The sequence below is a fragment of the Chitinophagaceae bacterium genome (assembly GCA_007695095.1).
Classification (GTDB): domain Bacteria; phylum Bacteroidota; class Bacteroidia; order Chitinophagales; family REEL01; genus REEL01.
Map to the genome: position 1 here is coordinate 113,946 of REEL01000118.1, position 15,888 is coordinate 129,833.

At 36.0% G+C, this 15,888-nt stretch carries 9 protein-coding genes; 3 read left to right on the forward strand and 6 right to left on the reverse strand.

From position 1 onward, the window contains the following. Window positions 1-68 precede the first annotated feature (68 nt). Window positions 69-1,217, forward strand: coding sequence for an N-acetyl-alpha-D-glucosaminyl L-malate synthase BshA (gene bshA, locus EA412_08815; protein TVR78526.1), 1,149 nt, complete (start codon window positions 69-71; stop codon window positions 1,215-1,217). A gap of 132 nt (window positions 1,218-1,349) precedes the next feature. On the opposite strand, the gene EA412_08820 is transcribed toward bshA, so the two are convergent. The 4 genes from EA412_08820 to EA412_08835 all read right to left on the reverse strand — a co-directional run bounded on the left by EA412_08820 (window position 1,350) and on the right by EA412_08835 (window position 12,812). Next, the gene (locus EA412_08820) at window positions 1,350-3,257 is read right to left on the reverse strand and encodes a T9SS C-terminal target domain-containing protein (protein TVR78527.1); all 1,908 of its coding nucleotides are present in this window, start codon (window positions 3,255-3,257) and stop codon (window positions 1,350-1,352) included. Window positions 3,258-3,299: 42 nt separating this feature from the next. Further along, the gene (locus tag EA412_08825; GenBank protein ID TVR78528.1) at window positions 3,300-7,529 is read right to left on the reverse strand and encodes a PKD domain-containing protein; all 4,230 of its coding nucleotides are present in this window, start codon (window positions 7,527-7,529) and stop codon (window positions 3,300-3,302) included. A 230-nt stretch (window positions 7,530-7,759) separates the two neighbouring features. Further along, on the reverse strand, window positions 7,760-11,584 hold the full coding sequence (locus EA412_08830; protein ID TVR78529.1) for a hypothetical protein: 3,825 nt from the start codon (window positions 11,582-11,584) through the stop codon (window positions 7,760-7,762). A gap of 130 nt (window positions 11,585-11,714) precedes the next feature. Continuing rightward, window positions 11,715-12,812: a glycosyltransferase gene (locus EA412_08835; GenBank protein TVR78530.1), complete on the reverse strand. Its 1,098-nt coding sequence runs from the start codon at window positions 12,810-12,812 to the stop codon at window positions 11,715-11,717. 438 nt (window positions 12,813-13,250) lie between these two features. Between EA412_08835 and EA412_08840 the strand changes: the two genes are divergently transcribed. Next, window positions 13,251-13,766 (forward strand): ferritin, encoded by a 516-nt coding sequence (locus EA412_08840; GenBank protein TVR78531.1) that lies wholly within the window; start codon window positions 13,251-13,253, stop codon window positions 13,764-13,766. Then, a complete protein-coding gene (locus EA412_08845; GenBank protein TVR78532.1) occupies window positions 13,753-14,115 on the forward strand; it encodes an MGMT family protein in 363 nt (120 codons plus the stop codon). The genes EA412_08840 and EA412_08845 overlap by 14 nt, the downstream gene beginning before the upstream one ends. Here EA412_08845 and EA412_08850 read toward each other — a convergent pair whose 3' ends face one another. Beyond that, the gene (locus EA412_08850; GenBank protein ID TVR78533.1) at window positions 14,116-15,165 is read right to left on the reverse strand and encodes a sensor histidine kinase; all 1,050 of its coding nucleotides are present in this window, start codon (window positions 15,163-15,165) and stop codon (window positions 14,116-14,118) included. It abuts the gene before it with no gap. A gap of 23 nt (window positions 15,166-15,188) precedes the next feature. After that, complete coding sequence (locus tag EA412_08855) at window positions 15,189-15,869, reverse strand: DNA-binding response regulator (protein TVR78534.1); 681 nt, start codon at window positions 15,867-15,869, stop codon at window positions 15,189-15,191. Window positions 15,870-15,888: the final 19 nt, after the last annotated feature.

Consider the following 15,888-nt stretch of genomic DNA (forward strand, 5'->3'; position numbering starts at 1 on the left):
CCAATCTGAACACTTTAGTTTTCGTGCTGTTTAAATGTTTATCTTTACGTCTTTACTAAAAAAAATATATGAGAATAGGAATAGTATGTTATCCAACTTATGGTGGTAGTGGTGTTGTTGCTACAGAACTTGGTAAAGCCCTTGCTAATAAAGGAAATAGTGTGCATTTTATTACCTATAAACAGCCGGCAAGACTTGATACTTTTCATTCAAATATTTTCTACCATGAAGTAAGGTTGCTTGAATATCCATTGTTTGAACATCCGCCTTATGAAACTGTTTTGGCCAGTAAATTGGTAGATGTTGTACGTTTTGAAAAGTTAGATTTGCTTCATGTTCACTATGCTATACCTCATGCCTCTGCTGCTTTTATGGCAAAGCAGATTTTAGCTACTTACGGGATTAATATTCCGGTTATTACTACATTACACGGCACTGATATTACCCTTGTCGGGAAAGATGCCACCTATGCTCCTGTTGTTGAGTTTTCTATAAATAAATCAGATGGTGTAACTGCAGTTTCTGAACATTTAAAAGAAGAAACACATAGTTTTTTTGATATAGAGAATGAAATAAAGGTTATCCCGAATTTTATTGATTTTAGCAGATTTAAAAAGGAAAATAAAGATCATTTCCGTAAAGCAATTGCCCCTAATAATGAGAAAATATTAATTCATATATCCAATTTTCGAAAAGTTAAAAGAACATTAGATGTAATTAGAATTTACCATCAGGTTTCTAAAGAGTTACCTGCAAAACTATTATTAATCGGTGATGGACCGGAAAGAGGTAAAGCTGAAAACTTATGCAGAGAGCTGGGTACGTGTGAACATGTTCGGTTTTTAGGGAAACAGGAGGCCATAGAAGAATTATTGGCTATTAGTGATGTTTTTCTTTTGCCTTCAGAAAAAGAAAGCTTTGGATTGGTTGCTTTAGAGGCAATGTCGTGTCATGTGCCTGTCGTTTCTTCTAATGCCGGAGGTATCCCTGAGGTTAATATTCATGGAGAAACCGGTTTCCTAAGTCCTATAGGTGATGTAGATTCAATGGCAAAACAAGTATTGAAGTTGTTAAAAGATGAAAAGCTTCTTTTAGAATTTAGAAAAAATGCTCTGGATAGAGCTAAAAACTTTAGTCTTGAAAAAGTTCTCCCACATTATGAAAATTATTATAAAGAAGTTATAGAAAAAACTGCTGCCAAAGTAGTTTTAAAATAAGCGATTAAAAGCATGTATATTTAAAAGTATCCGACAAAAGCATCAGAAAATTAAATACCCTTTTACAAACGGATATAAAAAAGCCACCTCAAAAGAGGTGGCCTGAAGTGGTGTTCACGGATACTGCCAGAATTAATGCGTTACCACCACTTTTTCTACATGATTAAACTCTTCACCTTTAAGCTCTATAAAGTAAACACCTGCAGGTAGGTTTTTCATGTTTAGTGACCAGGATCCTTGATTGACTTCTCCTTCATAAATATTAGAAATTGATTGTCCTAAGTTATTCTTCAAAGTGATATTTACGTATTGGAAATCTGTAAATTCAACATTTATATTAATTTGGTCTTTAACGGGGTTTGGATATACAGACAATTCTGATATTTGATATATATCATCAATTCCGATTGGTTCTAATAAAATTTCCTCACAATGCGCAGTTCCGGAACCCGCTTGATTGCTTGCAACCATACATACATTATAGGTTCCGTAGTCATCATAAGTGAAAGTAGGGTTTTGCTGAGTTGATACACCACCACTTACTCCAAAATCCCAATCCCAATTGTTTGGCAATTCAGTAGATAAGTCATTAAAATCAACTGTTAAATCATTAATGCTATAGTTAAAGTTAACATTAGGTACTTCTAACTGACGTACAGTAATGTCATCAACCAATAAAGCCCATTCATCTCTGTCGCTGTATGCATGGAAGCCAACATGATATGTGCCTGAAGATGCCGGAGAAATTACGTTTGTTGATGGTTGGTAAAAGTCATTGGTCATTAAACCTAAGTCAACAACCAGTTCTGTCATTGAGCCGGAAGCCGGCATATTACCATAGTTAACTTTCATTCTTTCAAAATAGTCATTCTGATCAGGCGCTATAGAATGATAAAATTCAACTACATAGTAGTTAGAGCTTTCTAAGTGTAGGCATCTGGTAAATAGCCAATCATCAGCATCTTCGAACTCATTCCAGAAGTATCCTGCTGAAAAATCTCCTGAATTGGGTGAGAAATCAGTAATTCTCCAGGTAACCCCGTCATCATTTGCATCTTCAATAATCCAGCCTAAAAAATCATCCGAAGGTCCGAAGCCCATTGTTAAAGGGTCAGCACTAACATCCTGAGGCTCTAAGGTAAATACATTTAATTCATCTATCTCATCATTGTCAGGGTTCTCGTCATTAGTTAAATTCACACCAATAGTAAATTCATATGGCCCTGCCTGACTCATATCAACAGTTTGCTGAAAGGTATAATTCATACTTTCAGTAAAAGCTAAAGTATCTGTAATAACTTCTGTTACAGGAGCTCCTCCATTTACAGAATAGTATACTTCAAAATTGCTAATGTCATTTACTCCCGAATTAGAGACTGTAATTGTAACAACTTCACTATTCGTTTTTTCACAAACGGTCGTTGGTTCAATCAAACCTTCAACTGCTGCATCTAAACTTGGTATTTCAAAAATCTCTATGTCATCTAAGCGAAGAATAAACTTATCATCTGAATTATTTCTGAAAGCAATATGAACATCTGTATTCGTATAGCCTTCATCAAACAATAAGATTTCTCTTTCTGTCCAAGTACTGTTTTCTGCGGGAACTGCTAATAAAGGTGGATTAGCCATAAAATCAGCGATATCTGTTCCAGCGGTAGAAATTCTTACTTCATAACCATCAGGAAAGCTTGCGTCTACAGCCATAGCTCTCCAGCTTAATGCAGTAAAATCTCCAATAGAAACGGATGGAAGTATCATCCAGTCATCTGCGCAACAACCTTCAGGCTCAAACCAGGATGTGCTGGCAGCATAGTAATTTTGATTACCTTGCTCCTGCAAAACAACCCAGGATGCTGTTGCCGGAAAAGGAGGAGAGATGCTTGGATTAATAGTTAATCCATCTTCGTCTTTTAAGGTTATAATTGAGGTATCGATTGTTCCTGAACTAAAATCTTCAGAGAATAATGTTTGAGAATTTACACTAAAAACTCCGGTAATTAACAAACAAGCAAAAAATAATATAAATTTTTTAATCATAATAAACGTTTTAATTTAATGCTAAAAATAACGATAAATGAGCTATCTCACCAATGTTATACTGCCTTTTTTGGAAATATTCTCTCCATCCTGAAATGTAACTCTGATGTAAAACACGTATACTCCCTGTGGCACTTGAATTCCATTAAGTTTACCATTCCATGAAATATTAGGATCTTCACTTTCAAATATTTTACTGCCCCATCTATCAAAAACACTAAGGTAAAATGTCCGGACACCACCTGTAAATACTTCAAATTCGTCATTAATCCCATCTCCATTAGGAGAAAATATATTTGGTATATACAATATTCTTTGCTCGGGCACTACATGCACTGTAACCTCACCGGATAAAACACATCCCTGTGCATCACTAACAGTTACAAAAAAGTCAGTATCAATTAAAGGTGATGCTATAGGGCTTTCACAATCACTACAACTTAAATAATTTTCAGGATACCAATTGTAAGTAAGTGGTTGTTGAAGTATAGTATCATTTGCTACATAAAGCTGAGTGCTCCCTCCCCAGATAATAGTATCCTCAATAGCATTAACTGTTAAATCTTCACTTGAGGAAAAGCCTACAGGGATAGTTATATCTTGAGAGCAGTTATTATCATCAGTTATCGTTACAATATAATCGCCCGGAATAAGTCCAACCATGTCAGCTTGATTCATATTAGGAAAAGATTGCCATAAAAAGCTGTAATCAGGAATGCCACCATTAACAAGTATTTCAGCTGTCCCATTACTTGCACTAAAACAAGCAGCAGGAGTAGAGTTATAAGAAATATCCATAGGGTCAGGTTGATTTAACCATATAGTGTCGGTTAAAGAGCAATTATTTTCATCCGTTACGATTAATATATACATTCCTGATGCTAAATTTTCTATAAAAGCACTATTGAAGGAGTTGTTATTCCAATTATAAGTATAATTTCCTGAACCTCCACTTACAATAGCTTCAATTTGACCATCATCGGACTCAAAGCAACTTAGGCTATATCCGTTGGTAAGTGAACTGTTTAGAGTAATGTTCATCAAATCCGGCTCATTAAGAGATATTGAAGTAGTATGTGTACAGTTATTGTCATCGGTAACTAGAAGTTCATAAATTCCTGCCCCCAGATTATCTAAGTTTTGTTGGTTAGAAAAACCATTATTCCAGTCAAAGTTATATGCAGGTACACCTCCATTTACAATTACATCTATACTTCCGTCAGTTAATCCATTACAACTTATGTTATTACCTCCCGCAAATACAGCCGGGTTTAGTTGGACATCTATATCATCGGGCTGGGTTAAAGTAATGCTGTCGGTAGCTGTGCAACCTTCATTATCTGTTACTTGCAGATAGTATGTTCCTGCAGGAACATTAAGTAATTCAGAACTTATTACATTTATGGGTGACCAATTATAGCTATAAGGAACAGTTCCACCGGAAACATTCGCATAAATATTACCATCATTTGCATTAAAGCAACTAATATTATACCCGTTATAATCTGAGGTAGTGAATTGAATATCTACCGGATTCTGAACATTAAGTATTGAGGTGTCTATTATTTCACAACCATTTATGTCTGTTACGGTAACAGTATAAGTTCCGCTGCATAGTGAAGTTGAGGAAGATACGTTACCCGGCAAAGAAGCTGCCGGTCCGGTCCAGGAGTATATGTAAGAACCGGTTCCACCGTTTACATAAACCTCTATTTCACCATCGCAAGCACCTGTGCAAGTTTCGTCACTAGAAATAGCATTAAGGGTTAAAGCGTCCGGCTGGCTAATGCTAATTGAATCTGTAAATTCACATAGATTGTTATCTATTATATTTACCGTGTAAGCTCCTTCACATAAGTTTTCTATCAAACTTACAGTTCCTGCTGTATTCCAGTCAATTACATAAGGAGCTGTTGCACCAGAAACAAAAACCTCTACACTGCCATCGCAATCATTATTGCACGTGATATTTTCTATAGTATAGTTTACATCAAATGGCAACGGTTCTGTAATAATAACGGTGTCTAAAGCAATACAACCTTCCTGAGTAGTCACATTAAAAGTATAAGTTCCTTCGCAAAGATTTGAATGTGAGGGAAAGTCAGGCAATCCATTACTCCAACCATAAGAGTAATTTAGCGATGTGTCAGCTGATAACTCAATGTATCCGTCACAATTACCATAGCAATTTACATTAGTAGAATTTATGGTATAGTCAGGTTGCGGGAAAACTGATATTTCTAATGAGAAGGTATCTATACAAGAAGCTGTTTCGGCAATAAGCTGAACAGTATAATCTCCGGCTTGTGTATAGGTAATGTTCTCCGGGTTAATTAAAGTTGATGTTGTACCATTTCCAAAGTCCCAGCTATAGTTTGCAGCATTTACAGATTGGTTAGAAAAATCAAAAGAATGTCCTTCAAAGCATTGATTATTATTATAGCTAAAGGTTGCCGTTACTTCAGTAACTTCAATTAAAACAGAATCAACTCCTCCACAAATCCCGTTAGTAGTATATGTTATTAAATGAATTCCGTCTCCGGCATCAGTTGGAGAAAATGTTCCCGTTAAGGAATCTGTAATGCCATTCCCTGCCCATACTCCCCCTGTAGGTTGTGCAATCAAAGTAACATCAGCATCATTAATACACAAATCAGTAACACTTCCTATAAGAGGTGTTAAATCCGGTAAGACTGTTAAATTTATAGTATCTGCACCTCCACATTGACCACTTACTTCATAAATAATTTGGTGAGTGCCCGGACCGGCGATACCGGCATTAAAAACTCCGGCTGTATTATCTGTTATACCAATTCCGGACCATATACCACCGGAAGGCTGAGCATTTAAAGTAAACGGACTAAAGGTTTCACATACTTCCGGAATACTGTCTATTATTGGATTTGCATCTAAGTTAACTATTATTTCTATTGTATCACTGCCCCCACATGGAGCGGGTAAGCTATAAACGACCAAATGAGTACCAACTCCTGCTGTCATAGGATCAAATGTGCCGTTAGAGGAATTAGTTATACCTGTGCCAGTCCAACTTCCTCCACTAATATCAGCAGTTAAATTTACAGCAGGTTCTGCTAAACAAAAAGGTCCTGCCGGATTGGCTTGAGGAACATCTATAGGATCAACTGATATATCTGTAGTTACCGTTCCTCCGCAAGATCCGGTTACAACATAAGTTATTGTATGGTTGCCGGTTCCGGCAACAGCAGGATCAAATGTTCCGGCAGCAGCATCAGTTATACCATTCCCTGACCAAGTGCCTCCTGCAGGTGCTCCCTGAATATTAAATGCAGTATCTCCTAAACATACATTATTTACAGGAGTAATAGTAGGTGCTCCGGAAGGAATAACTTCAATATCCATAGTATTCGTGCCCCCACAATTTGCTAAAATTTCATAGCTGATTGTATGTACACCTACTCCGGCATTTCCCGGGTTGAAAGTTCCTGTATTTGCATCTGTTATTCCTTGCCCGGACCATTCACCTCCTCCTGTTACAGCACTCAAATTAACAGAAGGGTCTGTTACACAAAAAGGACCGGCAGGATTTAATGTTAAGTCATATAATCCGGTTTGTGCTCCCGGTGGAGGTCCTAAATCTAAAGTAAATGAATTTTGAGCATTACTCCAGTCTTCTACAATTATCATCAACAAATCCCCCGCATTGACCATAGGAGCTGCAACTGAAGCCGGACAAGGAAATGCGTTTCCAAATTGAGCACAACCACTGGCACTACTCGCATAATTACAACTTAATTCATTGCTTACATTTAGAATAGCCATACAGGGATCCATCCCCTGGGGGATATTAAACACAGATACATCAACAAAGCCGGTTGTACTATTTCCATTAATTAACAAATTTAGAGGACCTGTTGTAGCAATATTTAAGAGTATATAGGCATAATTGTTTGAATTTAAACCATTTGTGAAATCAAGACAAGAACTGACAAAATTATCTGCTGTAATGAAATCAAATGGACCGGCAGTCCCGGGATCACAAATAGAAACATCAGTATTACAACCACCCGGACCTCCCGGAGTTCCTCCACCGCAATTAGCAATCGAATTGGGCCCTTGATTAGAACACCAAGTACACATATCAAAACAGCAATCTCCCAGTATCCAGCATGCGTCATCACACCAACAACCCGCTGAACCTGGTCCACCACAGGAGCCTATGCAACTGGCTTCAGAATTAATAGCTATTAAATTCAGGGTAAAAAAAGCCAGTAAAATGTATAAATATTTCATAAAATTAACGTTATTTTCTTAAATATTGATTCTCAAAAAAAATTTAAAAACCACTTAAAACCACAGGAGTTTAATCTCCAAATATATTGAATATAATTAAAGACTCAAAAAAAGACTTATACTTTTATGAAAAAAATCACAAAAAACTAATATTACAAATACCTATTTTAAATAAAAACAGAAGCTTAGAATTAGGTATGTACAAACTAAAGTTAAATTGTAATATCGGATTATCGCACTAAAGTTACACTTCCTTTTTTATCGGTAACATCACCGTTTAGGAAGATAAATTTAACGTAGTAAATGTAGACGCCCTGTTCCATATTTCTGCCATTAAAGGTTCCGTCCCAGCCGCTATTTATATCTGAAGTTTCATACAAAAGGCCTCCCCATCGGTCAAATACCCTCAATTCAATATTTCGAATACCGAGCCCGTATACCTGAAAGACATCATTCACTCCGTCACCATTAGGACTGAAAATATTAGGTACATAAATTCTTTTGTCGAAAGGATTTACCTCTATCGTAATTTCATCTGTGGATTTACAGTTGTTTGCATCCGTAACTTCCACTAAATAAGTGGTTGTTTCAAGAGGTGTTGCTACCGGATTTGGACATGATACACATGAAAGGCCATCTCCCGGTTCCCAATGATAAGTAAGTGGTGGAATTAAGCCTTCAATAATAGTAGTTTGTAAAGAAGTACTTTGCCCAAAAAACAGGTCTGTATTTGATGAACTTACAGAAATTTGAGGAGGATCCGGCTGGTCTATGAAAGCAGAACCGCTTACTTCACATCCGTTATCATCTGTGACTGTCAGGAAGTAACTTCCAAAAGGTAAACTGTCATTAATAGCGGATTCATTTCCATTATCCCATAAATACGAATAGGGCTCAACGCCTCCTTCAACTACGGAAGCAGCAATACCTTCGTCACCGTCAAAACAAACTGCATCTGAACTAACGATATCAAGCACAAGCAATTCCGGTTCCGTTAAAGTAATATTGCCGGTAGTAGTACATGCATTTTCATCCGTTAAAATAAAGGAATAATTACCGGGAGCCAAATCTGTCAAACTATCTCCTGAGTAAGTGCCATTATTCCAGTCAATAGTGTAATTTCCACTTCCACCTTCCGCTTCTAAGGTAATATAACCATCGTTATATCCATAACAGCTTATACCATAAGAATTAAAGTCAGATGAAGCAAGATCAAAACTCAATGGTTCAGGTTTAAGAAGCTCAACACTGTAAGTTTGTGAACACCCATTTCCAAAAGTTACTATTAAATCATAATTGCCGGGTTCAAGATTGGAAATGGACGATTGATTGTATTGTCCGTTATTCCAGTTGTAGCTAAAAGGTCCCACTCCTCCATTTAAATTTATATCTATAAAACCGTCACTTGCTCCATAGCAGCTGATATTATAACCTCCGGCAAACTCGGAAACGCTTGAAGCAATAACAACTGAGTCAGGTTGCTCAAGAGAAATCGTTACATCAAAGGTACACCCGTTATCATCAGTAACTTCTAGTTCATAATCTCCTGCGATTAAATTTTGAAGATCCTGCTGATTGTATTGCCCGTTGTTCCAGTTGAAACTATAAGGAGCGGTACCACCGGATACGTTTGTAAAGATTTCACCATCACTTCCGCCAAAGCATGAAATTTCATATCCACCGGTATATTGAGTAGCAGTAAGTGAAGCAGATAAATCATCCGGTTGATTTAAAGTATAATCATCACTAAAAACACAATTATTGTCATCGGTAATTTCAATATTGTACGTATCAGCTTGTAAAGCACTAAAAGTATTTGTTGAAACCGCAGCAGCACCATTTAAGCTGTAAAGGTATGTTCCGCTACCACCGGATACCAGGACTTCAATTTCTCCATTATTATCTCCAAAGCAAAGTGGTTCATTGCTATCAATGCTGAAGTTTAATGGATCAGGCTCAGTAAGCGTTTCTGAGACATTTGCAATACAACCATTAGCATCAGTTACAGCTAATTCATACAATCCGGCTTCTGCATTTGTTAAATTTTGTTGATTTGACAAACCACTGTTCCAGTCATAGGTAAATGGTGAAACTCCTCCTGAGATAGTTATGTCAATATTTCCATCGTTTAATCCATTACAAGAGATATTGTAACCTCCGTTATAAGTAGTCAAATCTGATAAAATAGAAATTGAATCCGGTTCAATCAGAGTTATAGTATCAAAGTGAATACAATTATTATCATCCACAATTTCCACGGTATATGTACCTGCTGATAAGCTTTGCTGATCAGCAACTGAAGGCAGGTTATTATCCCAGTTGAAAGAGTAAGGTGCATTACCGCCGGTTACTGTAGTCGTAAAGCTTCCGTCATTCCCATTGTGACATGAAAGATTGTAACCCCCATTAAATGCATTCGCATCAATTACTGATTCAATGGCATCCGGTTCTGTAACTTCAATTGTTTCGGTAGCAGTACAACCATTGTCATCAGTTACTTCAATTGTATAATTCCCGGCTGATAAATCAGGGAATAGATTGTTGCTTATATTTCCTCCACCGTTGAATGAATATAGGAATGGAGCATTTCCTCCGGTTACTGTCAATTCTATACTTCCATCAGAAGTACCAAAACAACTTGCAGGAACAGAGGTGTATTGAATATCTATTGAGTCAGGAGCACCCACATCCAACACTTTTACCAAAGGACAATTGGTTCCATCATCAATAGTAATTGAGTAGTTTCCCGGAGCTAAGTTATTAGCAATTGAATCATTTATGTTAGCATTATGACTCCATGAAAAAGTATAATTTCCGCTTCCGCCGCTAACATCAAGACTAATAGATCCGTCTAAAGCATCTACACATGAAGCATCTTGTATAGTTTCTATAGCCGTAAGAACCGGGTTATCAACCTGAATTTCATAAGTATATGTGTTGGAGGCAGTTAGAGGGCAAGCGTCATCAGTAGCAGTGACCAAAAAGGAATGGCTTCCTGTATCGGAAGGGAGGGGTGTCCAGCAAAAAGTACCGGTTGGGAATTGACCACCGGTAGTAGTAAACGTTCCTCCCGGGATACCGCTATTCCAGGTAAGGGTAACATTATCTCCATCCGGATCTGAAGTAAGTATATCAAAACACAATGGACTTCCTGCACATACATTTGTAGTAAAAGAGCCACCTCCATTAATACCGGATGCTTCCGGGTTTGTATTTGAGCAATTTATCACGATTACCTGTATGTCCCGCATAGTATATCCTACCAATACGCCATTTCTAAATTCTTCTACTTTTACAGTTACAACTGCATTTTGTGTCATGCTGGGATTAAAATTCATTTGTCCGGTCGTAGTGCTGAAGTTAAAAGGTCCGGTTACTGCCATAGGCATATTAATATTATACCCTCCAACGTAAGGAATATTTACGTTTTGGTTATCAAGTGGAGTAATCATGCTGTAAACCAATTGATCGCCATCAACATCTATAGCTCCGTGGTTGTAGTTATAAACCTGTGACGCACAGATGTAAGGAACGGGTAATGAAGTAAAGTATGGGGAATTGTTACAATAATTGTTTGTATTATTTACCATGGCCTCTATATAAAACCGCTGACTGCCGGGAGAGACCAGGTTTGTGATTGCTGAATTTCTACAGCATAGTCTATAGCTAAACTTCCAGTCAGTGCAATTTTGAGGTAGTGTGACAATCCCCTTGTAAATATGTTGTTCAATTCCCGGTAAATTACCACCATTACACCTGCTTTGAGGCATTTGCTGTGGGCATAGTGGTGAAATTTCCTGAAAACTTACCTTGCTCATAGCTCCGGTACTGAAACTTTGATTACAACTTTGGGAGCTAACCGTTAGATTTACTGTATTTGGAGCTCCAATTCCTGCACAATCCCTGTATAAGTTTAAAGTGATTTCATATTGATTGTTACCTAAGCAAATATATGTAATGTCTCCACCAACTGCATGTGATGCTTTGAGTTGAGAGTTTGAGAGGATGAGCACAAAAAACAGTAATCCCGCTATATATATGTAAATTCTTTTCATAAAAATTATTTTTAAACCTAAATGGCTGAAATTTAGAAGCTAATTTACTATATTTTTAGAATTCTTTCCATAAAAAAAAACATGCAATTATTACTTAGAAGAAAGTTTGAGAGGTATTAAAATGAGATTCTTATTTTGAAGTCAGGCGTAACTCTATGTGCTTTTTTAGGCTACCTCTTACACATGGCTGTATATTACTATATTCTTCAAATCCTTTAAAATTAGAGCTTTCAGCTAATGCATTTCTTACATTAAATTTATGTAAATCATAAGACGGACAAATATTTTCTTTTCGAAATTTTGTTGCCAGATATTCTTGCTCTGTTTGCCCTTTCGTTGGGATAAAAATTGCTTTTTTCTGCAAAAAAAATAAATCCATAACAGTGGTATATCCCGAGCGGCTAATTATAATATTCGCATTTTTAAAAAAAATAATTAATTCTGTTGGACTTAAAAACGGATAGTAAGTACAATTTCCATACTTTTTTGATTGCTTTACTGCATTTAAGTCGCCACCTATTAATACATTAGGTTCTTCTAATTGAGAAAGCTGTTTCAAAAGTATGTTTTTAAATTTTGACCTGCCTGGTTCAGGACCGGAACATATTGCTAAAATTTCTTTTGAACCGGTGGCCTGAAGCTGATTGTTCTTAGTATCACTGAACCTGCTCAGTGGACCTATATAAAACTGTGGGATATCCAATTCAATATTATGTGATAATTTACCGGATAAATTTTCTGTTTTTTCAAAGTCAGGGATCCAGCATTCATCGAACTTATTGATATAAGAATGGTTTAAGCGGTTTAAAAAATTTTCCAGAAATTTTAGATATCCCGGCATTAAAATTTGCAATTGATGGGTAATAAATATGTTTTTACATTTAGTAGATCGAAACCCATAACGATTATCGGAAATTATGAAATCAAATTTCCATTTTTCAGTAAGTGCATTTGCTATCTCTGTTTCTTCTTTTATGATTTTTAAAAAGTGATGACTTTGTTTTGCCATTTCCAGTTCCAAGGGTAAGCGACTACCATATTTTGGTTTATAAGCCGGAATTGGAATATAGGTTAAGTTTGGAAATTCATATTTTAAAAACCGAATTACCTCTTCTGCACCGGCTATAAACACATCATGATTCTGTTTGTCCAGTTCTTTAATTATAGGAATCATTCTGCCGGCATGACCTAAGCCCCAATCTAAAGGTGCAATACAAATCTTGAGCATTCTAAAAATTATGTTTGCAATTTACTGTTAAATACCGTGACGAAGTTTATTTTATAAAATTATTCCTTTTCATACAGCATTGAAATTCATAGAAGAACAACTACAGTTTTTTTATTAAAGTCGATGTTAGGCTTTGAATGAAAATGCTTACAGAATCGCTTATAGACTTTTATGATAAAGATAAATTACCTAATCAAAAGAAAGCATTATTTCAAAATGAAAGCATCTAAATAAACTTTAAAAGTAAAAAAAGCGTTAAAAAATCATACTTTACAGTAAAATAATTAATATGCAACTTTTGAAAATTACTTTAATAATTGTTTGCTTTACTTTTTTTTTAAGCTCCTGCTCTATATTTAAAAGAGATTGTGATTGTCCGAGAGTGGAAGTACAAGAAGAAGATGAATATTTTATAACGCAAAAACAAAATCAGGAAAAATGGCAAACAGAAAATTAATATCAGACACTATAGAAACAGCATTAAACAATCAGATTGAAATGGAGGCTACTGCATCTTTTAATTACTTGGCTTTAGTTTCGTGGTGCGAAGAAAGAGGCCTCAAAGGTTGTGCAGGTTTTTTTATGGCTCATTCGGAGGAGGAACGTCAGCACATGATGAAGTTTTTTAATTATGTAAATGCCGTAGGTGGATTTGCTGTAGCACCCAATATTAAAAAGCCTTCAGCATCTTTTGGCGATATCAAAAAAGTTTTTGAAAATGCGTTGAGTCACGAACAAAAAGTTACCAAATCTATACATGAGCTCACAGAACTGGCTACTAAAGAAAGGGATCATGCTACCTATAACTTTTTACAATTTTTTGTACAAGAGCAATTAGAAGAAGAGCAGCTATTCACGAATGCTATTGAGCGAATTGAACTCATTGGCTTAGACGGGAAAGGGCTCTTTTATATAGATAAAGAAATCGAACTTTTACGAAATGAAAACGGATAGGCTGACGCAGCAAAATGACAAGGCAGGTTTTTTTGAAAAAGTTTATGATGTAGTTCGGAAAATTCCGCCCGGAAGAGTTTCAACTTATGGCAAAATTGCAGCTTCTGTTGGTACAGCTAAATCAGCACGCATGGTTGGCTGGGCTATGAATCACTCACACAGAGTTTTTCCATTGGTACCTGCTCACAGAGTTGTAAACAGAAATGGATTGCTAACGGGGAAACATCATTTTTTATATCCTGAACAAATGCAGGAGCTACTTGAAAAAGAGGGTGTTGAAGTGAAAAATGATAAAGTGATGGACTTTGATAAAAGGCTTTGGATTCCAGAGGCTTTAACTCCTGAATAATTATGCTTTTTCTAATTGAAAAGTAAAAGTAGTTCCTATACCCGGCTTACTTTTGACATTTATATTTTTATCATGAGCCTCCAGTATATGCTTTACAATTGAAAGGCCTAATCCGGTACCACCTATATTCCTCGATCTGCTTTTATCTACCCGGTAAAATCTTTCAAAAAGTCTGGGTAAATGTTCTTCAGATATGCCCGGCCCGTCATCTATGACTTCTATTATTACATTTTCTTCGGCCTCAGTCAATGATATAGTAGTCGTTCCACCTTCTTTGCCATATTTTATAGAATTGATAATAAGGTTGTTCAAAACCTGTCGGATTCTATCTTTATCAGCTTTTACCATAGCTTTTTCCGGAGTTTTTGAACCCAGTTTGAGTTTTATATCCCTGAGGTCAGCCTGCATTTCAAGATTTTCAATAATTTCATTTACCAGTTTTATGAAATCAAACTTAGTGATATCAATAGTTAAATCCATACTTTCAAATCTGGATATAAATTCCAAATCTTCTACGATATTAGATAGGCGGTCTAAGTTTTGAGTGGCCTTTAGTAAGAAATCCATATTTACCTTTGGATTATCCAAACCTCCATCAATGAGGGTGTGTAAATATCCCTGAATATTAAAAATGGGTGTTTTAAGTTCATGAGAAACATTTCCTAAAAATTCTTTGCGGTATTCATCCATTTTTTTCAGGTCCTGAATTTCAGTTTTACTTTGATTGGTAATGGAAAGTATTTCTTTTTCTACCCGTGAAATGAGATCTTCGTCAGCTTTGATGGAGCGGCTATCTTTAATTTTTCCCTGACTATGCATGCTTTTGTAAAGCACCTTTATTTTCTTATAGATAAATTTCTCAATCAGGTAAACCGTAACAAAGTAAATAACTAATGAAATCAGTATTGCGGATAAAAAAATTAGTATTATAGTGAAAGTAGATAAAAAATAAGGGTCATTGATAATAAGAAGCAGTTGTAGAAGCAGATATACAAAAAATGCCCAAACAGCTACGAATAAGCCAATATTTTTTGGGTTTTTATAACTCATGGTTGAATATAAATAAAGGCAGACTACAAATCAAACTTATATCCAACCCCTTTGATTGTCCGGAAGTAATCGTCACCTAATTTTTCTCTTAGTTTTCTGATGTGAACATCTATTGTTCGGTCGCCTACTATGATTTCTTTGCCCCAAACTTTATTTAAAATTTCCTCCCGGGAAAAGACTTTTCCGGGTTTTGACATGAGTAAAGAAAGTAGTTCAAACTCTTTTTTTGGAAGACCGATTGCCTGTCCCTTTTTATATACTAAATACTTTTCTCTGTCTACTTCTATGTCTCCTACTATAGTATTTTCAGATTCACTTCTGTTTTCGGAAATTCTTCTTAAAAGTGCTTTTACACGACCAACTAAAACTCTGGGCTTTATTGGTTTTGTTATGTAATCGTCTGCACCTACATCAAATCCGGCTATTTGAGAATAATCTTCATTTCTCGCGGTTAAAAATGCAATTAGTGTATTTTTGAACTCCGGCATTGTGCGTAGTTCTCTACACGTTTCTATGCCGTCCATTTCAGGCATCATTATGTCTAAAATGATTAAATGAGGTTTTAACTTTTTTGCTATCTCTAAGCTTTGTTTCCCATTTAATGCTGTAGCTACTTCATACCCTTCTTTCTCAAGATTATACTTAATGAACTCAAGTATATCTTCCTCATCATCGACTAAAAGTATTTTATGATTGTCAACCATAATTTTTTTTGCAAAGTTA

What these genes read in the sequence shown, in the direction of transcription:
- EA412_08845 (TVR78532.1), top strand. Translation starts at nt 13,753, where the DNA reads ATGAAAACGGATAGGCTGACGCAGCAAAATGACAAGGCAGGTTTTTTT.
- EA412_08855 (TVR78534.1), bottom strand. Translation starts at nt 15,869, where the DNA reads ATGGTTGACAATCATAAAATACTTTTAGTCGATGATGAGGAAGATATA.
- EA412_08830 (TVR78529.1), bottom strand. Translation starts at nt 11,584, where the DNA reads ATGAAAAGAATTTACATATATATAGCGGGATTACTGTTTTTTGTGCTC.
- EA412_08835 (TVR78530.1), bottom strand. Translation starts at nt 12,812, where the DNA reads ATGCTCAAGATTTGTATTGCACCTTTAGATTGGGGCTTAGGTCATGCC.
- bshA (TVR78526.1), top strand. Translation starts at nt 69, where the DNA reads ATGAGAATAGGAATAGTATGTTATCCAACTTATGGTGGTAGTGGTGTT.
- EA412_08820 (TVR78527.1), bottom strand. Translation starts at nt 3,257, where the DNA reads ATGATTAAAAAATTTATATTATTTTTTGCTTGTTTGTTAATTACCGGA.
- EA412_08825 (TVR78528.1), bottom strand. Translation starts at nt 7,529, where the DNA reads ATGAAATATTTATACATTTTACTGGCTTTTTTTACCCTGAATTTAATA.
- EA412_08850 (TVR78533.1), bottom strand. Translation starts at nt 15,165, where the DNA reads ATGAGTTATAAAAACCCAAAAAATATTGGCTTATTCGTAGCTGTTTGG.
- EA412_08840 (TVR78531.1), top strand. Translation starts at nt 13,251, where the DNA reads ATGGCAAACAGAAAATTAATATCAGACACTATAGAAACAGCATTAAAC.